Below are 20,865 nucleotides of genomic sequence, written 5' to 3' on the forward strand. Positions count from 1 at the left end.
TCAGCGCGCCTCCGGTCGGCCCTGGCTGACTCGCTGCTGGATGACCGCGAAGACCAGGATGATGAGCGTCAGGATGAGGGCGAGGGCTGCGCCGTAGCCGAAGCTGCCGAGCGAGAACGCCTGCTTGTAGACCTCGGTCGCGAGCGTCGACGTCGCGTTCGCCGGGCCGCCTCCGGTGAGCGCCATGATCTGATCGAAGATGCGCAGCCCGTTGACGATGCCGAGCGTCGTCGAGATCGCGATCGCCGGACGGATGGAGGGCAGCGTCACGTGCCAGAAGCGCTGCATGAGGTTCGCGCCGTCGATCGCGGAGGCCTCCTCGATCTCCTGCGGCACCCCGGCGAGACCGGCCATGTAGATGACCATCGCGAATCCGATGTTCTGCCAGACGACCACCAGCAGGATCGCCCAGATCGCGAGCTGCGGGTCGGCGAGCCACGGCCGCGTCAGGTCGCCCAGGCCGATGCCGCGGAGCAGCACGTTGAGCGGGCCGTTGAACTCGAAGATGAACTTCCAGATGTAGGCCGTTGCAAGCGGGCTCAGCACGACCGGCATGAAGAAGAGCGTCCTGAGCACGTAGCGCGACTTGAGGACCCGGTTCAGGTTGACCGCGATGACGAGACCGGCGACATTGGCCAGCAGGACCGAGGCGAAGGCGAGGAAGAGTGTGTTCCAGAGCGCGAGCAGCTTGCTCGGGTCCGTGAAGATCGCCTCGAAGTTCTCGAGGCCGACCCAGTCGAACTCGCCGATGCCCGACCAGTTCGTGAAGGCGAACACCCCGCCGGCAGCGGTGGCCACGTAGTGGATGGCGAGCACCATGAGGATGCCGGGCAGCGCCCACCACCAGTGACCGAACTGCAGCAGCCCCTTGCGTCGTGGCCGCGGCACCGGCCGCCGGCCGCCGTCCGCCGGGAGCAGCACCGCCTCCGTCTTGGATGTCGTCGTCGCGCTCACGTGGTCTCCTCGTCGTCGTGGACGGACGGCATGGGGGCGGACGCCCCCATGCCGCCGCTCGTCACTCGCCCCAGGCCGCATCCAAGGATGCGAGCACCTGGTCGATGGTCGCCTGGCCGGTCAGCAGGCCCTGGCCGCCCACCTGCATCGCGTCCATCACGGCAGGGTTCGGCCACACGTTGCCGGGGAGCGGCGTGTAGCTCTCCGACTCGATGAGGTCGACGACCGGCGCGTAGATCGTCTCCTCGAGATCGAGCTCCTCATAGCCGGCCGAGGGCAGCTCGCCCGATGCCTCGAAGTAGATCTGCTGAGCCTCGGGCGTCGCGAGCCACTCGATGAAGGCGGTAGCGGCCTCCGCATTCTCCGCCTGCGCGTTGAGCGAGATCGTGTAGTTCGAGCTCGCGATCACGTACGGGTCGCCACCGTCGGCCGCCGGGAACGGCTGCACGACGATCTCGGCCTCCGGGGGAGCGGCGCGGGAGATCTCGACCGCAGCGCCCGACGGCGCGAAGCTGCCAATCGACGTGCCCTGCGACAGGCCGTTCGTGATGGCGTCGAAGCCGGCGCCCTCGGCGCCGGGCTGGAAGCACCCGCGCTCGTTGAGGTCCACGAACGTCTGGAGGGTGTTCCTCCACTCCTCGCTGTCGGCGAACGTCACCTCGCCGGCCTCCCGCTGCGCGTTCCAGTCGGGGGTCTCGGCGAACACGCGCGTGGCGGAGAGCGCCTGGATCGTGAGACCGACGTTGGGGGGTGCGGCACCCGCGAACGCGATCATCGACTTGCCCTCGCCGGCCAGGCTCTCGCACGCGGCCAGGAACTCGTCGAAGGCTGTCGGGAACTCGGTGATGCCCGACTGGCCCGCGGTGCCCATGCTCGCGATCATCCCGACGACCGTGAAGTCGATCGCCTGGCCGTACGTCTCGCCGTCGATCTGGAAGATCGGCTCGCTGCCGACCGGGACGAGCCCGGCGGCCGTCTCTCCGAGGGGCGCGAGGAACCCGGCCTCTGCGAGGGGGATGAGGCCGCGGGCGTCGCCGCTGCCGGGCGTGGTCTGCACGACGTCGGAGGCGTTGCCCGCCTGGAGCTGCGTGCGGATGGTGTCGCCGTAGCGGTCGTTGGGCGTCGGGTTGGTCTCGATCGTCACACCCTCGTTCGCCTCCATGTAGGCGTCCGCGAGCGTCTGGTACGGGCTCTCGAGGTTGTTGGAGGTTGCGAACGTGAAGGAGAACGACTGGCTCGCGCCCTCGGTCTCCCCGGTGCTCGGGGTCGCGCTGCAGCCTCCGAGGATGAGCGCCCCGGCCGCTGGGACTGCGAGCAGTCCGAGACGGATCCGGTGTGCGCGGGGGTGCTGTGTCATGTCCAGCCCTTCTGACTCCGTTGTCGGGGGCTTCTGCGTCGAGCCCCATCGCTGTGCCTCCAGTATCGATCGCTTTTGTCGGAAAGACACATTGGCTGTATGGATGCATCGCATAAGCCCGCGGCGTTCGCGCATCGATGGCGCGGATCGTTGCGCCCCGCGCATCCGTCCGGGAGATACCATGGCCGTGCCGGAGCGGGCCGGCCCATCCCCTCCGGAGGTGCACGACGTGGTGACCGACCACCTGCTGCTGTCGCGGCTCGATCTGAACCTGCTCGTCTCGCTCGACGCGCTGCTCACCGAACGGAGCGTGACGCGGGCGGCAGAGCGGCTCCACTTGAGCCAGCCGGCCCTGAGCGCCTCGCTCGGGCGCCTCCGGACGCACTTCGGCGATCAGATCCTCGCCCGCCGCGGCAACACCTACGAGCTGACGCCCTTCGCGACCCGGTTGTCGGAGCACACCTCCACAGCGCTCGAGGCCGCTCGGCGCGTCTTCGAGAGCCAGGCGACCTGGGAGCCGAGCGAATCGACGCGCGAGTTCTCGATCTACGGCTCCGACTACGGATTCGTCACCATCGGGGCGACGGCGGCCCGGCTCGCGGCCGAGCGGGCGCCGAACGTGCGCTTCCGCTTCGTCCTCCACAACCCGACGATCGTGGAGGATGCGTCGAACCGGTTGCGCTCGGTGGACGCCATGATCATCCCGCACGGCCACCTGTCGGACCTCCCGTACGTCGACCTCTGGCGTGACAGCTGGCTCGCGATCGTCGCCGAGGATCACCCGATCGGCGCGAACCCGACGCTCGAGGAGCTCGGGCAGGAGCCATGGGTGATGACGTACCAGTCCCGGTCGGCCTTCACGTCGGCAGCGAGGCAGCTGCAGCAGCTCGGCGTCGAGCCGAAGGTCGACGTCATCGTCGAGAGCTTCCTCGCCATGCCGCACTTCATCGCCGGGTCACGACGGATCGGCATGATCCAGGCAGCGCTCGCGCCCGTCGCCCTGGCGCTCGGCGGCGTCCGGACCGTGCCGCTGCCGTTCGACGCCACACCGCTCGTCAACGCGCTGTGGTGGCACCCCGTGCACGAGGCCGACCCGGAGCACGCCTGGATGCGCGCGCTGCTGGCCGAGGCCGGCCGCATGGTCGGCGCGGCGGTCGATCCGCTCTCGATCAGCGCGCCGTGACCGCCCGCATGCTCGCCCGGATCAGGTCGTGCTGGCGGCGGACCAGCAGGAGCGGGTCGACCTCGCCGAGCTCCGCGAAGGCGTGCCCCTCCCACTCGCTCGACCAGTAGCCGCGGTACCCGCCCTCGACGAAGACTCGCACCAGCTCCGGGTAGTCGATCGCGGGCTCCTGACCGTCGTCGTCGATGTCGTAGAACTTCGCGTGGACGTGCTGGATCTGCGGCATGATGTCCGCCCATTCGCGCGGGTCGACGTGCCCGTGCATGTTGAACGCGAGGTGTGCGAACGAGCCGAGCCTGCCCGGATCGAAGTCTCGGGCGCGGAGGTAGCCGATGAACTCGTCCTGCCGCTCGCGCATCGTCGCGTCTGTCGCCCAGACCGACTGCAGCCGCTCGAGCGCCTCCGAGTCGAGGCCCGCTCGCGCGACCGCGCGCAGGAGCGTCGGCGACATCGCGCGCATCGTGGAGGAGAAGTCGGCGACGAAGCCCAGCAGCGGCGAGTCGAGCTCCGCGTAGGTGTCCCGCACCTGCATGATCTGCGGTGCATTCGGGCCCATGGGTGCGTGGATCTCGTAGGCGAGCCGCAGCTCGAGCTCCTCGGCGAGCGGCAGCAGTCGGCGGAGCAGCTGCGGCTTGGCGCTCTGGATGCGCACCAGCGGGAATCCCAGGCGGTGCGCCCCGCGCAGCAGCGTCTCGCTGAACTCGAGCTCCTCGTCGGGCGTCATGTCGCGGTCTCGGCGTCGGCCCATGTCGAGGTTCGCGCCGAAGGAGCTGGCATCGAACCCGTGGCGGTCGAACGCGGCTCGCCAGGTGCGCTCGAAGTCCTCGGTGACGAGCGGGTATGCCGGCAGCATCTGCGACGCGACGATCTCGATGCCGGGTCCGATCCCCAGCTCCGCGACTCGGTCGAGCAGGCCGTCGAGCGAGTACCAGCCCGCGCGGAACTCGGCGCTCGCGGAGTACAGCGTGAGGCCGAGCCGGAAGGGGTCCTCGTCGACGGCGGCGGGCGGTGGTGCCTCCTCGTTCACGAGCACAGGAGCCGGGGCGTCGCGGTCGGTGACGACGAGGTCGAGCTCCTGGTGGACGACGTTCGGCACGTAGATGCCGGGACCGCCGCCTTCTCCGGGTGCGATCTGCATGTACGGCAGACGCAGCTCACCGTGGATCGTCACGGCGTGGCGCTCCCCGAGCCTGACGGGCCGAGCGCATCGGGCGATCAGCAGCGGATGCTGCTGCAGCTGCCACAGCCGCTCGCTCTGCTGCGGCAGCTCGTCGAGCGCGAAGCGCGCGCCGTCGTGCTCGAGCTCGAGGTCGGCCGGATCCACCGGCTCGCCGTCGATCGTCAGCGCGATGCTGGAGACCGACGACAGCCAGAGGCTGCGGTACCAGGGCAGCTGCAGCGACAGGGCGAGGCCGTCGGGATGCTCCCGGAGGCTGTCCTGCTGGATGAGTCCGTTGGGCATGATGGCTCTCCTTCAGAGTCGTGATGCGATGCGGCGCAGGAGCGCGTGCTGCCGGCGGACCTGCTCGAGCGAGCGCCACGGCGTGCGCTCGCCCTCGTACTCGCTCGATAGGTAGCCGCGGTAGCCGGCATCCTTGAGCGCCGTCAGCACCGGCTCCCACGGGATCTGCTGGTCCTCGAGCGAGTCGTCGATGTCGTGGAACTTCGCCTGGATGAACACGACGTGCTCCGCGATCGACGCGATGTCCGCGGGGTCGACGCCGATGCCGTCGAGGAAGGCGGGGCGGTGCTCGCGCGACTCGCCCTCCCGCAGCGGGATCGGTCGGTCCTGGAAGATGCCCGTGTCGAGCAGCAGCCCGAAGTGCTTCGTGCCGGTCCGCTCGATGAGGGCGACGTAGTCCTCGACGACGGGATGGCGGATCGGCGTGGGGGAGTGGATCTCCGGGCAGATCACGACGTCGAGCTCGGCCGCGAGCTCGAGGCTGCGCTCGACTGCCTCGGTCCAGATGGGGTGGGGCACGAGGTCGCTCGAGACGACGCCGATCTTCGGCCGCACGAAGCGGAAGCCGAGCTGCTTCGCGAGCCGGAGGTCGCGCTGCAGCGCGGCTGCTCCCTCTTGCGGCGTCATGTCGCGGGCCGCCGAGCCGCTCGAGTGGAGGCGCGTGTCGATCCACGAGCCGTAGTTGGTCGGCTCGAGCGAGTACCGGTCGAGCCGCGCGCACCAGCCGTCGATCCACTCGGTGCTCGGCGATGGGTAGCCGGGGATGTGGGCCTCCCCGAGGATCTCGACGCCGGTCGCGCCGACGTCGGCGACCGCCGCGAGCGCAGTCTCGAGGTCGAGGACGGTGCCGTAGTCGCCCATGTAGCTGTAGAGCGAGACGCCGTAGCGGAAGGGCCCGCCGTCGAGGTCCGAGCTGAGGGTGACGTGCCGCGCGGCACGCACGACGGTCGGCTGGTGCTCGATGGGGATGTACGACATCCGCAGGCGCAGCTCGATCGCCACGTCGTGGACGCCCTCCGTGAGCCCGCCCTCGAGCGGCACCGTCACCGTCGCGGCCTCCTCGAGCGGCCAGCGCACGTCGTCGCTCTGCCACAGCTCCTCGAGCCGGAAGCTGCGGCCGGCGAAGGTCCAGCGGGGCTCGTCGGGCGCGAAGCTGCGGCCGTCGACGGTCACGCCGATCCCGTCGATGAGCGACGCGGCCATGCCCCGGTAGGAGGGCATCCGCACGCGGAGCTGGAAGCCGATGATGCGACCGCCCTCCCGCACGTTGCGGAAGCCGGTGGACTGGATCAGGTCCCGTTCGAGAAGCATCGTCGCTCGCTCTCCGTCGTCGTGGCAGAAGGGTGGTCCGATCAGCCTAGGGACTTCTGTAGAAGATCGGCATAAGCATGTCTGATGCGGACATCCACATCGGTGAGGTCTCCCGCTCTTGGCGCATGGGTAGCGTGGCGGAAGGAGGGCGCGATGGCGAACGGCCCGAGCGGGCCCCTGCCCGGCCGTCGTCGAGGAGGACGAGATGAGCCAAGAGCACCGGACACGAGTCGCGATCATCGGAGCGGGTCCGGCAGGCCTCCTGCTGTCCCATCGCCTCGCGGAAGCGGGCATCGCATCGATCGTGCTCGACCGGCGATCCCGCGACGAGATCGAGCAGACCATCCGGGCGGGCATCCTCGAGCACGGCACCGTCGACATCCTCCGCGAGATCGGCGGGTCGCGGGTCGAGAGCGTGGGGCAGCGCCACGACGGCGTCGAGCTCCGCTTCGAGGGCGTCGGGCACAGGATCGATCTGCGGGGCCTCACCGGCCGCAGCGTGTGGCTCTACCCGCAGCACGAGGTGCTGCGCGACCTGGTCGGCGCGCGGCTCGCGGCGGGGCAGGATCTCCGCTTCGGCGCGACGGTCGAGCGCATCGACGGCGTCGAATCGGACGAGCCCCGGATCGTGGCGACGGATGCCGAGGGGCAGCGATTCGAGGTGGCTGCGGAGTTCGTCGTCGGTGCCGACGGCTCGCGCGGGATCACGAGGGCGACGGTCGCGGGATCGTCCCGAGAGGGGTACTTCCGCGAGTACCCGTTCGCGTGGTTCGGGATCCTGTGCGAGGCGCCGCCGAGCGCCGAGGAGCTCATCTACTCGAGCTCCGATGACGGGTTCGCGCTCGTGAGCCGCCGCAGCGACACCGTGCAGCGGATGTACTTCCAGTGCGACCCGGACGTCGACCCCGGGTCCCTCTCGGAGGCGCAGATCTGGGACGAGCTGCAGCGACGGGTCCCCGGCACCGACCTGGTCGAGGGGCCCATCTTCCAGCGCGACGTGCTGCGCTTCCGCAGCTTCGTCGCGGGCCGGCTGCTCCGGGGCCGTGCGGCGCTCGTGGGCGATGCCGCACACACCGTGCCGCCCACCGGAGCCAAGGGGCTCAATCTCGCTGTCGCCGACGTGCTCGTGCTCGAGCGAGCGCTCCGGGCGCTCCTGCTCGAGCGGGACGAACGGCCGATGCTCGCGTACCCGCAGGTCGCTTCCGAGCGGATCTGGAAGGCGCAGCACTTCTCCTGGTGGATGACGAGCATGCTCCATGTCGCCCCGGACGCGACGGCCTTCGACCGTCGGCGGCAGATCGGTGAGTTGTCGTCGCTCGTCGACTCGGAGGCTGGGCGCATGTTCCTGGCCGAGGGCTACACCGGGTGGTGACGACCCGCCCGGGTCTCGGGTGGCGTGCCCGCTCATGGAGCGCGAAGCCGTTCGCGGCCACGTGATCCACGGCAGGCTGCCCCGTTCGCATGTTCCCAGCGCCACCGAGGGGTGATCCTGCGCCGCCGTGCTTCCCTCGCTCGGGTCAGTTCCGTGCCCGTGGCGGTTGCTGTGCGATCTGTCGGTCTCGGCCCTTGCCCAGAATCGTCGCGCCTATTGCGCAGACTCGGTTGGCCGCTCGAGCTGCGGTGCGTGACCGGTTGCGTCGAAAAGGTGGCACGAGACTCGGGTTAGCGGCGGGCGGTGCGCTCGAGTCGAGCAGTCGTTCGCCGGGTTCCGACTGCTCGACCCGTCTAGCAGCGCCGCCCCGGACGCTAGACGGCTCTCTGCTCGCGACGCCCACAGACCCACGCCCAGAGCTCCTCGTCTCGCTCCTGGATCGCCGCGTGGATGTCGGGGTGCTTGTGTCGGGGCAGGTGCATCTTGAAGTGCGCGAGCCTCTTGAGCTCCGGGTGGGAGTCGGATCGGAACGGCCACCTGCCGAGCTGGTCGCGCACCACCAGCAGGGCGTCCAGCTTCGCCAGGAACTCGACCATGCTGCCGTTGTACGCGCGGCGCCGCATCTTCTGCTTCGGGCGAAAGCTGGAGAGCCGGAGGTCGTTGTGCAGCAGCGCCTCATCACCGAGCACGGCGACGAGGACGTCCTCGAGGCGCTCGGCGGTGGTCGCCCGGGTCAGCCCTGCGTGCTCCTTCGCGAGGCTCGCCGGTGCCGTTGGCCTTGCCGTGGATCTGCACGTCGCCGAGCTCATGCCTGCTCGTTCGCGTCCACGAGGGAGTCCAGAAAACTCGGGGGGCGCCGGGGGACGTCCCGGGCCAGAGCGAGCCGATGACCTTCAGTCGTCGGCTCGGATACGACTCGGTGACTTCGCGGCTAGGGTTCTGACGAGATCAATTGGTTCCGGGTTCGAGTCCCGGGGGGGGGGGTGTACGAGCAAGGCCCGGTCAGGAGCGATCCTGACCGGGCCTCCGTCGTGCAGCGTGTCCACCAACGCGTCCAAGCAATGACGGTCGCGATGCGAACCGTGATGGTCAGCGCAGCAGGACGGGCTGAGCGTCGATGTAGGTGCGGAAGAGAGTGTAGGGCTTGACCCGTTCGTCCCGTCCCTGCCGGTAGTCGGCCTGGCGGTGAAGTTGGTTCGCGGTGATGTAGAGGTAGCCGTCGGCCGCGACCGACAGTGTGTCGGGCCACAGCAGCCGGGGATCTGAGATCACGGTGTCCCATGCCCCGGGGGTGTCGGCTCTGCGGCGCAGCACCGCGTTGCGCTCGTAGTTCGTCGCGTACAGGTTGCCCTGTGCGTCGGACTCCAGGCCGTCGCCGGCCCCGCCCTTGTCGCCCTCATCGTTCACGGTCGCGGCAACCGCCTCGTCCCCGAGGGCTCGATCCACCAGCGCGTCGGTGGCCACACTGTAGAGCCGGCGGGACGCCAGCGGGCAGTAGTAGAGGCGACTACCGTCGGCGCCGATCGCGATTCCGTCCGAGCCCATCGCGATCGCCGGCGCCACGGTTCCGTCCTGCTGGCGGTCGACGACCGGACGGCCCTCGACGACAGGCACGAAGTCCGTGAGCCGCTCGGCCTTCGTCGAGGGGTGCTCGTGCAGCCGCCGCCAGCTCTGACCGCTGGCCAGGTCCACCACGACCAGCCCGTTGGGTCCCTGGTCGGAGGAGTCCGTGAGGTAGGCGACGCCCTCGGCACCGCGGCGCAGGTCGAAGCGCACGTCGTTCAGGTAGCTGGTGGGCAGCGCGACGTCCTGGGGAAACAGGATCGTGCTGACCACCGTGTCGCTGTTGAGGTCGACGCAGACGAGCTTGGGCCCGCCGTAGGTCGTGGGCTTGAACAGTGGGCTTCCGGTGTCCAGGATCCACAGTCGGTCGGCAGGATCCACCACCACGCTCTGCACCGAGACCAGGGTGTTCGCCAGGTCGTCGGGATCGGTGCGATTGGTGGCCTCGTTCGGATATGCCACCGCGACGCCGTCGCGAATCTCGGCCACCGTGAAAGCGACGTCATCGCCCCACTTCGGGTAGTTGACGAAGATCCGCCCCAGGTGCGAGACCGTGACGCCGGTCGGCATCGCGCCGTGGAAGCGGGCCACCTCCTCGAGCTCGCCCACCGGCTGCTCCGCCGGCAGGTCTTCCGATCGGTTCTCCATCACTTCGCTCCCGTCACTCGCATGTGCCCGCCCCAGATGCTCCCGTGGCGCGGTGCGCTCGCCCTCGCCACCGGTGGCGGGAGTGGCGCACGACCAACCTTCCCGATGCCCCCTGGTCAGCACCAGGACACGCTCCCGCATGCGCATGAGCCCGGGTCTAACGAGGTCGGGGGCGTGCTCGCTCCGCGCGGCGAGGGTGGCTGCGAATGGCGCCCGCGGTTGCACCGGATGAGGTGAGAGCGCGCCAGAGGTTCGGCGCGAGCAGCACGGCGGTGAGCGCTGCTGCGACACCGAGTGCCGGCCGGACCTGCAGCGCGCGATGCTCTCGCGGGACAGCCCGTCGAGGCGCGATCGCAGCGTCATGGCAACGCGACGCGGAGCAACTGGCCGCGGGTCAGAAGATCCGCTCCCACTCGCCGTCGAGCAGCATCAGCACGATCGGCTGGCCCTGCTCGTCGCGACCGGCGAGCCGCACGTAGGTGAGCGCCTCGATCGCGACGAGCCGCTCGAGCTGCACGCCGGGCGTCGTGCCCCACGCGCGCAGGCTCTCGTGGTCCGTCGCCATGGCGGCGAGCTCCAGCAGGATGCGGGTGATCTGTTCGTCCGTGTAGACGTCGCGCTGCGACGGTGATGATTCCACGATCGAACAATAGTGGGGTACAAACGCGGCGTCATAATCGACGCGCGTGCCGCTACTGGCGGTAGGCGCTGAGGAAGTTTCCGATGCGGTCGACGGCGTCCTCGAGGTCGCGCTTCCAAGGCAGTGTGACGATCCTGAAGTGGTCGTTCGTGGGCCAGTTGAAGCCCGTGCCGTGCGTGACGAGGATCTTCTCCTGCCGCAGCAGGTCGAGCGCGAACAGCGCGTCGTCGTGGATCTCGTGCACCTCCGGGTCGAGCCGCGGGAACGCGTAGAGCGCCCCCTTCGGCGTCACGACGCTCACGCCGGGGATGCGGTTCAGTCCCTGCACCGCGGCGTCGCGCTGCTCGAGCAGTCGGCCGCCGGGCAGGATGAGGTCCTCGATCGACTGGTGGCCGCCGAGCGCGACCTGGATGCCGTACTGCGCGGGCACGTTGGGGCACAAGCGGGTGGAGGCGAGCAGCGTGAGCCCTTCGAGGAAGCCCTTCGCGTGCTCCTTGGGGCCGGTGATCGCGACCCAGCCGGCGCGGAAGCCGGCCGCGCGGTACGTCTTCGACAGCCCGTTGTACGTCAGCACGAGCAGGTCCGGCGCGAGCGTCGCGATCGGCACGTGCTGGGCGTCGTCGTAGAGGATGCGGTCGTAGATCTCGTCCGCGAGGATCAGCAGCGAGTGCTTGCGCGCGAGCTCGGCGATGCCCTGCAGCACCTCGCGCGAGTAGACCGCGCCCGTCGGGTTGTTCGGGTTGATGACGACGATGGCCTTCGTGCGCGGCGTGATCTTCGCCTCGATGTCGGCCAGGTCGGGAGCCCAGCCGGCGTCCTCATCGCACAGGTAGTGGATCGGCGTGCCTCCGCCGAGCGACGTCATGGCCGTCCACAGGGGGTAGTCGGGCGCGGGGATCAGCACCTCGTCGCCCGCGTCGAGCAGCGCCTGCATCGTCATCGTGATGAGCTCGGAGACGCCGTTGCCGAGGAACACGTCGTCGACCGTCAGCCGCGGGAAGCCCTCGACGTCCTCGTAGCGCGTCACGACCGCGCGCCGCGCCGACAGGATGCCCTTCGAGTCGGAGTAGCCCTCCGCGAGCGGCAGGTTGGCGATGATGTCCTGCAGGATCGTGTCGGGCGTCTCGAACCCGAACGGCGCGGGATTGCCGATGTTGAGCTTGAGGATGCGGTGCCCCTCGGCCTCGAGCCGCGCTGCCTCGGCGGCCACCGGGCCGCGGATCTCGTAGAGGACGTGCTTGAGCTTCGAGGACTGGTCGAGGGACTTGAGTGCCATTCGACCATGCTAGGCGCGGCCGCGCGGCCACTCCGCCCCAGGTGGACCGCTTTCGCGCGGCGCCGGTCAGGCCGGCAGCTGCAGCAGCCCGCCCGCGGCGCGCGTCGTGGCCGCGCCCACGGCCATCGCCCGCTCGAGGGGGACCGCCCATCCGCCCGCATGGTCACCCGCGAGCACCGACGCCGTAAGCGACGCGAGCACGCTGTCGCCCGCGCCGATGGTGTCGACGACGGCGGCGTCGAGGTGCGGCACGGATGCGTCGACCCGGCCGTCGTCGCTGAGGATCGTCGCGCCGTCGGCACCGCGCGTGATCGCGACCGCGCGCGCGCCGGCGGCGACGAGTCGCGCCGCCGCCTCGTGGGCGTCGGTGCCGTAGACGAGCTCGACGTCCTCGTCGCTGAGCTTCACGAGCAGCGCCCGCGCGGCGAGCGCGTCGAGCCCCGCGGCGAAGCGCGAGGTCGCGCCCGGGTCGCGCAGGTACGCCGGTCGCGCGTTGGGGTCGATGAGCAGCCGGTCGCGCGCGTCCCGCAGCTCGAGGAGCGGCGCGATCTGCGCCTCGTGCTCGAGCGCGAGGCAGGAGACGACCACGAGCGGCGCCGCCGCCAGCTCGCCGTGGAGCCCGTCGAGGTCGACGAAGCGCCGGAGACCCGCGTCGTTGAACTCGTACCGCATGGTGCCGCCGTGGCGGACGGCGGTCGCGACGGCGGTGCCGTGCGGCGCCGGCGTGGCGACGAGCTCGACGCCGTGCGCGGCGCAGTGCTCGCGCACGACGGCACCGGCGGCGTCATCGCCGACCATCGCGATCAGCCGCGCGGGCACGCCGAGTCGGGCGAGGCCGACCGCGACGTTGAGGGCCGCGCCGCCCACGATCGACGCACCGTCGACCTCGTCGACGAGGGCGTCGCCGATGACGACCACGCGATCGCTCATGAGGGGCTCAGCGGCCCTTCGCTGCCTTCTTGAGCTCGCGCTCGAGCTCCTCCTGGCGGATGCCCTCCTCGCGCTGGGCGACCGCGCCGATGGCGAGCGCCACGCCGATGCCCCAGCTGGCCCAGAGCAGCGCCAGGCGCCAGTCCTTCGGTCCCTGCCGGGTGGCCTTCAGCACGCCGAGCCCGCCTGCGAGCGAGCCGAGCACGCCGGCGTTGAACAGGTATTTGCGCATCATGGCGCCCAACCTAGCGCCGTCGCCTGCATGCCGGCATCCTGACCGATCGGTCGACTTCTGACCGATCGGTCAGTATGCTCGTCGACCGTGACCACTCGCGACACCCTCGTCCAGGCCGCGCTCGAGCGCTTCGCCAGGTACGGCTATCTCGGCTCCTCCATCCAGCAGATCGCCGACGACGTGGGCACCTCGAAGTCGTCGGTGCTGTACCACTTCGACTCGAAGGAGGCGCTGCTCGAGGCCGCGATGGCACCGGCGCTCGACGCCCTCTCGGCGCTCGTCGAGTCGCTGCCCGAGCTGCGCGACGACAAGGTCGCCGCCGCGCCGGCGCTCGTGACCGGCTTCGTCGACGCGCTCATGCAGCACAGCGCCGCCGTCTCGATCTTCATCAGCCAGCGCGGCGCGCTGCAGGAGGTGCCCGTCATCCAGCGCGGCAACGACATCGTCGACGCGATCGCCCGCACCCTCGTGCTCGAGGCCCCGTCGACGCGCGTGCTGACGCGGCTCTCGATCGGGCTCGCGGGCGTCGCCTTCATCCTCGGCGACTCGCTCGACGCGACGCACGAGCACCCCGACCCGGCCGAGATGCGCGAGATCTTCATCGACACCCTCCTCGAGCTGTGCATGCCCGCCGACGTGCGCGCTGCCGGGACGGTCGCCTGATGGCCACCTGGCTCTCCCGCGTCGGCGCCGCCTCCATGCGCCGAGCTTGGCTCGTCATCGTCGCCTGGGCGGCGATCCTCGGCGGCGTGCTCGGCGGCGCCCTCGCGCTCGGCCCCGACATGCAGGAGTCGTTCGCGATCCCCGGCACCGAGTCGCAGGAGGCCCTTGACCGCCTCGGCAGCGTCTTTCCGCAGGTCGCGGGCTCGAGCGTGCAGGTCGTCTACCAGGCGCCCGAGGGCGAGGCGATCGAGGAGCACCGCGAGGCCATCGAGCGGCAGGCGACCGAGATCGACGCGATCGACGACGTCGCGAGCGTGCTCGAGCCGTGGAGCGAGTTCGCCTCCCAGCAGATCTCCGAGAACGGCCGCTTCGCCTACACGCAGGTCCAGTTCGAGCCGCAGGGCTCGGGCGTCACCCCGGCCGGCCTCGACGACCTCGTGGCGACCGCGGATGCCGCGCGCGCCGACGGGCTGGCGGTCGAGTTCGGCGGCCAGGCGTTCCAGGCGACGAGCGTGCCCGTGTCCTGGGTGGAGGGCCTCGGCGTCGTCTTCGCGGGCGTCGTGCTCTTCGTCACCTTCTGGTCGTTCCTCGCCGCCGGCCTGCCCCTCGTGACGGCGCTCGTCGGCGTCGGCATCACGATGGGCGGGGTGCTCGGCGCGTCCGCGCTCGTGACGGTGTCGAACTCCGCGCCGCTCATGGCGCTCATGATCGGCCTCGCGGTCGGCATCGACTACGCGCTCTTCATCCTCTCGAAGCACCGCACGCAGCTCGCGCGCGGCATGGGCGTCGTCGAGTCCGGCTCGCTCGCCGTCGGCACGGCGGGCACGGCCGTGCTCTTCGCCGGCCTCACGGTGGTCATCGCGCTCGTCGGACTGCTCATCGTCGGCATCCCGTTCCTCTCGGTGATGGGCATCGGCGCGGCCGCGTCCGTCGCCATCGCGGTCGCCGCGGCAGCGACGCTGCTGCCCGCGATCATGGCGCTGCTCGGCGAGCGGCTGCGCCCGAAGCCCGGCAGCCGCGCCGCCCGGCTCGCGGAGCGCGACGTCGACACGGCACCCACGCTCGGGATGCGGTGGGTCACCGGCATCACGAAGCGGCCCGTGCTCGCCATCGTCGGCGTGCTCGCCGTCGTCGGCGTCGCCGCCGTCCCCGCCGCGAGCCTCGAGCTCGCGCTGCCGGACAACGGCCGCGAGGCCCGCGGCAGCACGCAGCGCATCGCCTACGACCTGCTGCAGGAGGGCTTCGGCGACGGCACGACCGGCCCGCTCATCGTGATGGCCGACATCACGCAGGTCACCGACATCCTCGGTGTCCTGGACGACATCTCGGCCGACCTCGAGCAGATCCCGGGCGTCGACCGCATCGGCAGCGCCTTCCCGGATGAGACGGCCGACACGGCGATCATCCAGGTGATCGCCGAGACCGGCCCGACCGACCACGCGACCGCCGAGCTCGTGCGGGCCATCCGAGCGGCGGCCCCCGAGATCGAGGCGGCGCACCGCACCCCGATCTTCGTCACCGGTGCGACGGCGGTGCAGATCGACGTGTCGCAGCGGCTGCAGGATGCGCTGCTGCCGTTCGGCATCGTCGTCGTGACGCTCGCGGTCGTGCTGCTGCTGCTCGTGTTCCGCTCGATCCTCGTGCCCGTCACCGCCGCGATCGGCTTCGTGCTGTCGGTGCTCGCCGCGTTCGGCACGGTGGTCGCGGTGATGCAGTGGGGCTGGGGCGCCGAGCTGCTGCACGCCGAGCCCGGCCCGATCCTCTCGTTCATGCCGGTGCTCCTGATGGCGGTGCTGTTCGGCCTCGCGATGGACTACCAGGTGTTCCTCGTCTCGGGGATGCGCGAGGCGTACGCGCACGGCCCCGATGCGAGCAGGGACAGCGCCGTGAGCGCGGTCCGGCACGGCTTCGCGGCCAACGCCCGCGTCGTCACGGCCGCGGCCCTCATCATGTTCTTCGTCTTCTTCGCGTTCGTGCCCGAGGGCATGGCGATGATCAAGGCGATCGCGCTCGGCCTCGCCGTCGGCGTCGCCGTCGACGCGTTCCTCGTGCGCATGACGCTCATCCCCGCCGTCATGACGCTGCTGGGGGAGCGCGCGTGGTGGCTGCCCCGCTGGCTCGACCGCGCGATGCCCGACATGGACGTCGAGGGCGAGAGCCTGGGGCGCCACCGCGCCGCGCTCGCCTGGGCCGCGGATGCGGGCGGGCACCTCGCGCTCGACGCGCTGCGCCCCGAGATCGACCACGGCGAGCCCGGCCGCGCGACCTGGACCGTCACCGCGCCGCGGGGCGCGGTCGTGCGGCTCGACGCGCCCTTCGGCGACCGACAGCGGCTCGTGCACGCGCTGCTCGGCGACGTGCCGGCGCGCGGCGGCGCGCACGTGGGCGGCGCGGCGCTGCCCGGCGACGTCGGCACGCTGCGCTCGCGGATCGGCCTCGTCGACCTCGACCTCATCGGCGACGACGGCCGCGGGTCGGCGCGCGACGCTGCTCGCGCGGCGCTCGCGCTGCGCTCGCCGTTCGCTCTCGGCCCGGCGCTCGACCGGCGCGCGCGTGCGCTCGTCGACCGCGCGGGAGAGGGCCTCGGCGCCGCGATCGACCCCGATGCCCCGCTCGCGCGGCTCGCTCCGCTCGAGCGGGCGGCCCTGCTGCTCGCGATCGCCACGGAGCGCGGCCCGAGTGTGCTCTGGATCGATGCCGCCGCCGGAGCGCCTGCGGGATCCGCGCGGGTCGCCGCCCGGCTGGCGGGCCGGGACGTGACCATCGTCACGAGCGAGCCGTCGCCCGAGGCGCACGGCCGCGCGGCCATCGAGCTCGCGCCCACCGACGCGGTGCACCAGACGCCCACCGACGACGCGCCCACCGAGGCGCTCACGACCTCCGGAGCAGACCGATGAGCGCCGCAACCGGCTTCAGGAAGGCCGTCGCGCTGACGGCGGCCGCAGCAACCCCCTTCGCGATCGCGGCCTTCGCCGCCTGGTCGATGGGGCCCGCGGCCGACGGCGAGCGCGACGTGCCCGCCGCGGTCGTGAACCTCGACCGTGTCCTCACGACCACCGCGGACGATGGCACGGAGTCGACGATGTTCGCCGGTCGCCAGGTGGTGACCGACCTGGTGGCCGACGACGCCGACGGCTTCGACTTCCGCATCCTGAACGAGGAGGACGCGGCGGCGGCCCTGGCCGACGGCACGGTGCACGCGGTCGTGACGATCCCCGAGGACTTCTCGGCGCGCGTGACGAGCCTGCAGGGCGACGACCCGCAGCAGGCGGGCATCGAGATCGTCACCGACGCGGCACGCAACGGGCTCGCGACGAGCCTCGCGACCGAGACGGGCGAGTCGATCGTCGCCTCCTTCGGCGACCTCGTCACCACCGGTTTCATCTCCGGCCTCTACGGCGGCTTCGGCACGCTCGCGGAGCAGCTGGGCACCGCCGCCGACGGAGCGACTGCGCTCGGCTCGGGCGGCACCGAGCTCGCGACCGGCCTCGGCGAGCTCGGCGGCGGCATCGACCAGCTCGCCGACGGCGCCGGCACCGCGGAGGACGGGGCCGCGCAGCTCGCGAGCGGGGGCGACCAGCTCGCCGACGGGCTCGGCACCGCGGCAGGCGGCATCGCGCAGCTCGCCGACGGCAGCCGGGACCTCAGCGCCGGCATCGATGGGTACACCGCGGGCGTCGACCGCTTCGCGGGCGGCGTCCAGCAAGCGGTCGCGCAGCTCGGGACCGGGCTCGCGGGCGCAGCGGATGCGGGAGGGATCGGCGAGCTCGAGTCGTCGCTCGACGCCTCGGCGGGCGCCGCCGCGCAGCTCGTGCAGCTGCTCGAGGCCGACCCGACCGACCCGGCGGCGCTCGAGACGGCTCGGCAGCTGGCCGGCGGGCTCGGGCAGCTCAGCCAGCAGGACATCGGCGGCCAGCTCACCGCCGGGCTCGGCGAGGCCACCGCGCCGCTGTCGCAGCTCTCCTCGGGCGCGTCGGCGCTCATCGCGGCAGGACCGGCGGTCCGCGACGGCGCCTCCCAGCTCGCCGACGGTGCAGCGCAGCTCGACGCGGGCTTCGGCGCGTCCGTCACCGGTGCGCGACAGCTGGCGGACGGCACGAGAGAGCTCGCCGACGGCCTCGGCGAGCTCGAGTCCGGCGCGGTGCAGCTCGCCGCCGGGGCGCGCTCTGCGCAGTCCGGCGCGACGCAGCTGGGCGACGGCGCCGCCGAGCTGGGCGATGGGCTCCGGCAGGGCATCGCGGCGATGCCGCAGCTCTCCGACGACGAGCTCGAGAACCTCTCCGACGTCGCGACCAACCCGGTCGGCTTCGACCTCGAGGAGCGCAACGCGCTGCCGAGCGGCGAGGCTCGCGTCGCGGCGCTCGCGGTGCCGATCGGCCTGTGGCTCGGGGCCCTCGCGCTCGTGCTCGTGCTCGCTCGGACGGCGCGCCGCATCGCGGCCTCGGCGGAGTCGGACGGCCGCGTGCTCATGACGATGCTCATCCGCTCGTCCTGGGTCGTCATCGCGCAGGCGCTGCTCGCGACGGTCGTCGTGCACGCCATCGGCGGCGTCGCCTGGGCCTCGCTGCCCGTGACGCTCGCGGTGGCGCTCCTCTTCGCCGGCGTCGCGACGCTGCTGCACGTCGCCTTCGTCGCCTGGTGGGGCGCGGCGGGCGGGATCGCGTCGGTCGTGCTGCTCGGCCTGCAGGCGGTCGCGGCGGGCGGCATCGTGCCGCGCGACGTGCTCGGCCCGGGCTTCGAGGTGGTCGCGCAGGCCTTGCCCATGACCCCCGCGGTGGATGCGCTGCACCTGGTCGCGGCCGGTAGCGGCGGCGCGGGCGGTGCGGTGGCGATGCTCGTGCTCTGGCTCGCCGGTGCGCTGCTCGCCGCACATCTCGCGGTGCGGTCCGCCCGTCGACAGGCCACCCAGCGGCGCGTCCGCGCGCTCGAGACCCTCGCTGCGCAGCCCGCGCTCTAGACAGCCTCAAGGTCGTCCATAGGGACTTGACAGCAAGACCGGCGGATCGTTCAATAACGATGTCCGCGAATTCGCGCGCGCCCGCTGGCAGCCTGTGCCAGCCCGCCCGAACGGCGAGGCACGACCTGCCGCGCCCGGGTTCGGGATCGCATGCCTCGATTCCAGTGGAGGAGTCCCAGTGCGCACCACCTACCGAATTCTCGCCTTCATCATCTGCGGCCTCGTCATGCTGCAGGCGGCCTCCCACGCGTGGGCGTCCGCCGGCATCGCCCAGTACCTCGCCCAGGGCGGCACCATCGACTTCGCGTCCGAGGGCCCGCCGCCGTTCCCGGAGGCGCTCGGCCTCATGATCCACGCCATGAACGGCATGTACGCGATCCCCGTGGTCGCGCTCCTGCTGCTCGTCGTCGCGTTCCTCGCGAAGATCCCGGGCGGCGTCATGCGCGCCGTGATCGTGCTCGTGCTCGTCGCGCTCCAGGTCACGCTCGGCATCCTCGGCCACGAGCTGACCGCGCTCGCGTTCCTGCACGGCGTGAACGCGCTCGCCCTGTTCGGGACGGCGCTCTGGGCGGGGATGCGGGCGGGCCGCACGGACCGGCAGGTCCCGGCGTCCCGGTCCTCCGTCGGTGTCGCCTGACAGCCCACCTCCGAAGCGCCTCCGGCGCCTCGCGCGACTGATCGGGCTGCTCGTCGCCGCGACGCTCGTCGTCGCGGTCGGAGCCGCCTGGTGGTCGAGCCTGCGCCCCGACGTCTACTCGGCGATGGCGATGGGCGTCGCCGACCCGGGCGGCGGACCCGTGGTCGTCGGCCCGACGGGCGGGCACGGCCACGGGCCCGACGCCGCATCCGCCGTCGACGTGACGACGCTCATCGCCGACCCCGGGCGCGCAGCGGATGTGCGCGTCGAGCTCGTCGCCCGCGCCGAGCGGGTGACGCTGCCCGACGGCGAGCAGGTCGACGCGTTCACGCTCAACGGGACGACGCCGGGACCTGCGATCCGCGCGCGCCAGGGCGAGCTCGTCGAGGTCGTGCTGCGCAACGAGTCGGTGCCCGACGGCACGACGCTGCACTGGCACGGCGTCGACGTGCCGGCCGCGATGGATGGCGTCGCGGGCGTGACCCAGGACGCCGTGCCGCCCGGCGGCGCCTTCACCTACCGCTTCGTCGCCGAGGACGCGGGCAGCTACTGGTACCACGCGCACCAGGTCTCGCACGCGCAGGTGCTCGGCGGCCTCTTCGGGGCGCTCGTGATCGAGCCGGGGGAGCCCGTCGAGCACGACATCGACGCCGTCGCGCTCTTCCACACCTATCCCGGCACATCACGGACGATCGACGGCACCTCCGGCGACATCGCGGTCGACGCGCCCGCCGGCACGCTCGCGCGGGTGCGGGTCGTGAACACCGACAGCGCGCCGACGGTCGTCTGGGTCACCGGCGCCGCCTTCCGGCTGCTCTCGATCGACGGCACCGACGTGCACGGGCCGACCGAGGTCACCGACCGGAAGGTGGCGGTCACGGCGGGTGGGCGCGTGGACCTCGAGGTGCGGGTGCCCGCGGAGGGCGCGCGCGTGCAGGCGCCCGGCGTCTCGCTCGCGCTCGGCCCGGGACGTTCTGCCGCAGACGCACCCGTCGGCACAGCCCCCGCGGAGGTGCTCGACCCGCTGGGCTACGGCTCGGCCGCGCCGCTCGGCTTCGACCCGGCGCAGCCTGACCGCGCGTTCGCGTACGACATCGGCCGGCTGCCCGGTTTCCTGAACGGCCGGCCCGGCGTCTGGTGGACCATCAACGGGCGGATGGGTGGCGACGTGCCGGCGTACCACGTCGCCGAGGGCGACGTCGTGACGATGCGCATCACCAATGGCAGCGGCGAGGTGCACCCGATGCACCTGCACGGCCACCACGTCGTCGTGCTGTCGCGCGACGGCGCGCCGGCGACCGGCAGCCCGTGGTGGGTCGACTCGCTCGACGTCGGTCACGGCGAGACGTTCGAGGTCGCCTTCGTCGCCGACAACCCCGGCATCTGGATGGACCACTGCCACACGCTGCCGCACGCCGTCGAGGGCCTCATGACGCACGTGATGTACGAGGGGGTGACGACCCCCTTCATGCTCGGCAGCGGCTCCGGCAACGAGCCGGAGTAGCCCGCCATCCGCTGGTTGAGCCCCGCCGTCGCCGAAGGCGGCTGCGCGTGTCGAAACCGGTCCGCTGACGTGCTCGGTTTCGACACGCTCAGCGCGCTTGGCTTCAGGGGGTTAGTGCAACGCCTGGTTGAGGGGTGGTGGTTGCGTTGGCTCGTCCGGGGTTCTCGGGGCAG

17 protein-coding genes are annotated in these 20,865 nt (G+C 71.7%); 7 read left to right on the forward strand and 10 right to left on the reverse strand.

Annotated elements, in window-relative coordinates:
• Complete coding sequence (locus ACLQ21_RS08555) at nucleotides 1-954, reverse strand: carbohydrate ABC transporter permease (protein WP_425662878.1); 954 nt, start codon at nucleotides 952-954, stop codon at nucleotides 1-3.
• Nucleotides 955-1,015: 61 nt separating this feature from the next.
• The gene (locus tag ACLQ21_RS08560) at nucleotides 1,016-2,311 is read right to left on the reverse strand and encodes an ABC transporter substrate-binding protein (RefSeq protein WP_425662879.1); all 1,296 of its coding nucleotides are present in this window, start codon (nucleotides 2,309-2,311) and stop codon (nucleotides 1,016-1,018) included.
• 232 nt (nucleotides 2,312-2,543) lie between these two features.
• Between ACLQ21_RS08560 and ACLQ21_RS08565 the strand changes: the two genes are divergently transcribed.
• Nucleotides 2,544-3,494, forward strand: a complete 951-nt coding sequence (locus ACLQ21_RS08565; RefSeq protein ID WP_425662912.1) for a LysR family transcriptional regulator — start codon at nucleotides 2,544-2,546, stop codon at nucleotides 3,492-3,494.
• On the opposite strand, the gene ACLQ21_RS08570 is transcribed toward ACLQ21_RS08565, so the two are convergent.
• Complete coding sequence (locus ACLQ21_RS08570) at nucleotides 3,481-4,956, reverse strand: C-glycoside deglycosidase beta subunit domain-containing protein (protein WP_425662880.1); 1,476 nt, start codon at nucleotides 4,954-4,956, stop codon at nucleotides 3,481-3,483. The genes ACLQ21_RS08565 and ACLQ21_RS08570 overlap by 14 nt on opposite strands.
• Nucleotides 4,957-4,968: 12 nt before the next feature.
• Nucleotides 4,969-6,267 (reverse strand): C-glycoside deglycosidase beta subunit domain-containing protein, encoded by a 1,299-nt coding sequence (locus ACLQ21_RS08575; RefSeq protein ID WP_425662881.1) that lies wholly within the window; start codon nucleotides 6,265-6,267, stop codon nucleotides 4,969-4,971.
• A gap of 205 nt (nucleotides 6,268-6,472) precedes the next feature.
• Between ACLQ21_RS08575 and ACLQ21_RS08580 the strand changes: the two genes are divergently transcribed.
• Nucleotides 6,473-7,639: a 4-hydroxybenzoate 3-monooxygenase gene (locus tag ACLQ21_RS08580; protein ID WP_425662882.1), complete on the forward strand. Its 1,167-nt coding sequence runs from the start codon at nucleotides 6,473-6,475 to the stop codon at nucleotides 7,637-7,639.
• Between the two features lie 374 nt (nucleotides 7,640-8,013).
• On the opposite strand, the gene ACLQ21_RS08585 is transcribed toward ACLQ21_RS08580, so the two are convergent.
• The 6 genes from ACLQ21_RS08585 to ACLQ21_RS08610 all read right to left on the reverse strand — a co-directional run bounded on the left by ACLQ21_RS08585 (nucleotide 8,014) and on the right by ACLQ21_RS08610 (nucleotide 12,931).
• Nucleotides 8,014-8,448: a hypothetical protein gene (locus ACLQ21_RS08585; RefSeq protein ID WP_425662883.1), complete on the reverse strand. Its 435-nt coding sequence runs from the start codon at nucleotides 8,446-8,448 to the stop codon at nucleotides 8,014-8,016.
• Between the two features lie 280 nt (nucleotides 8,449-8,728).
• Nucleotides 8,729-9,850: an L-dopachrome tautomerase-related protein gene (locus tag ACLQ21_RS08590; RefSeq protein WP_425662884.1), complete on the reverse strand. Its 1,122-nt coding sequence runs from the start codon at nucleotides 9,848-9,850 to the stop codon at nucleotides 8,729-8,731.
• A 394-nt stretch (nucleotides 9,851-10,244) separates the two neighbouring features.
• Nucleotides 10,245-10,490: a hypothetical protein gene (locus tag ACLQ21_RS08595; RefSeq protein ID WP_425662885.1), complete on the reverse strand. Its 246-nt coding sequence runs from the start codon at nucleotides 10,488-10,490 to the stop codon at nucleotides 10,245-10,247.
• A 52-nt stretch (nucleotides 10,491-10,542) separates the two neighbouring features.
• Entirely contained in the window at nucleotides 10,543-11,766 is a 1,224-nt protein-coding gene (locus tag ACLQ21_RS08600; RefSeq protein ID WP_425662886.1) for a pyridoxal phosphate-dependent aminotransferase, read from the reverse strand.
• Between the two features lie 66 nt (nucleotides 11,767-11,832).
• Nucleotides 11,833-12,696: a PfkB family carbohydrate kinase gene (locus ACLQ21_RS08605; protein WP_425662887.1), complete on the reverse strand. Its 864-nt coding sequence runs from the start codon at nucleotides 12,694-12,696 to the stop codon at nucleotides 11,833-11,835.
• A gap of 7 nt (nucleotides 12,697-12,703) precedes the next feature.
• Nucleotides 12,704-12,931: a hypothetical protein gene (locus ACLQ21_RS08610; protein ID WP_425662888.1), complete on the reverse strand. Its 228-nt coding sequence runs from the start codon at nucleotides 12,929-12,931 to the stop codon at nucleotides 12,704-12,706.
• Nucleotides 12,932-13,018: 87 nt separating this feature from the next.
• Here ACLQ21_RS08610 and ACLQ21_RS08615 point away from each other — a divergent pair, with 87 nt between their 5' ends.
• The 5 genes from ACLQ21_RS08615 to ACLQ21_RS08635 all read left to right on the forward strand — a co-directional run bounded on the left by ACLQ21_RS08615 (nucleotide 13,019) and on the right by ACLQ21_RS08635 (nucleotide 20,692).
• Entirely contained in the window at nucleotides 13,019-13,594 is a 576-nt protein-coding gene (locus ACLQ21_RS08615) for a TetR/AcrR family transcriptional regulator (RefSeq protein ID WP_425662889.1), read from the forward strand.
• Nucleotides 13,594-16,491, forward strand: a complete 2,898-nt coding sequence (locus tag ACLQ21_RS08620; RefSeq protein ID WP_425662890.1) for an MMPL family transporter — start codon at nucleotides 13,594-13,596, stop codon at nucleotides 16,489-16,491. Before ACLQ21_RS08615 ends, ACLQ21_RS08620 begins: the two co-directional genes overlap by 1 nt.
• Nucleotides 16,488-18,551 (forward strand): hypothetical protein, encoded by a 2,064-nt coding sequence (locus ACLQ21_RS08625; protein WP_425662891.1) that lies wholly within the window; start codon nucleotides 16,488-16,490, stop codon nucleotides 18,549-18,551. Before ACLQ21_RS08620 ends, ACLQ21_RS08625 begins: the two co-directional genes overlap by 4 nt.
• 178 nt (nucleotides 18,552-18,729) lie before the next feature.
• Nucleotides 18,730-19,188, forward strand: coding sequence for a hypothetical protein (locus ACLQ21_RS08630; protein ID WP_425662892.1), 459 nt, complete (start codon nucleotides 18,730-18,732; stop codon nucleotides 19,186-19,188).
• Nucleotides 19,178-20,692, forward strand: a complete 1,515-nt coding sequence (locus ACLQ21_RS08635; RefSeq protein WP_425662893.1) for a multicopper oxidase family protein — start codon at nucleotides 19,178-19,180, stop codon at nucleotides 20,690-20,692. The genes ACLQ21_RS08630 and ACLQ21_RS08635 overlap by 11 nt, the downstream gene beginning before the upstream one ends.
• The last annotated feature ends 173 nt before the right edge of the window (nucleotides 20,693-20,865 follow it).

The organism is Agrococcus sp. DT81.2 (assembly GCF_049844935.1).
Classification (GTDB): domain Bacteria; phylum Actinomycetota; class Actinomycetes; order Actinomycetales; family Microbacteriaceae; genus Agrococcus.